The organism is Bacteroides sp. AM23-12, assembly GCF_003434395.1.
Classification (GTDB): Bacteria; Bacteroidota; Bacteroidia; order Bacteroidales; family Bacteroidaceae; genus Bacteroides; species Bacteroides thetaiotaomicron.
This window is the reverse complement of sequence record NZ_QTLF01000107.1, coordinates 444-774: the sequence shown is the minus strand read 5'-3', so window position 1 is coordinate 774 and position 331 is coordinate 444. Positions and strand designations below refer to the sequence as shown.

Annotated in this window: 1 pseudogene; it reads left to right on the top strand. The window is 56.2% G+C overall.

The features are described from left to right. Nucleotides 1-331 (top strand): annotated as a pseudogene (locus tag DW640_RS24230) (ParA family protein); the annotation flags it as partial.

Genomic DNA, 331 nt, shown 5'->3' with positions numbered 1-331 from the left:
CCCGCAGCACAGCATCCACGGGCTGCGCGAACACGAAATGGGGCTTATCGACAGCAGCACCTACTTCAAGGCTCTCGCTTGCGACCATTTCCGCCGGATCAAAAAGAACGCCTACACCATCGTCAAAAGCAATGCGGTGAACGCCCTCGACGATGCCGAGAGGATGATTGCCACTGAGGACGTGAAACCCGACGTGGTGTTCTTCGACATGCCCGGCACACTCCGAAGCAACGGCGTGATAAAGACGCTCTCGCAGATGGACTACATTTTCACTCCGCTGAGTGCCGACCGCTTTGTCGTGGAGAGTACCCTGAAATTCGTCACGATGTTC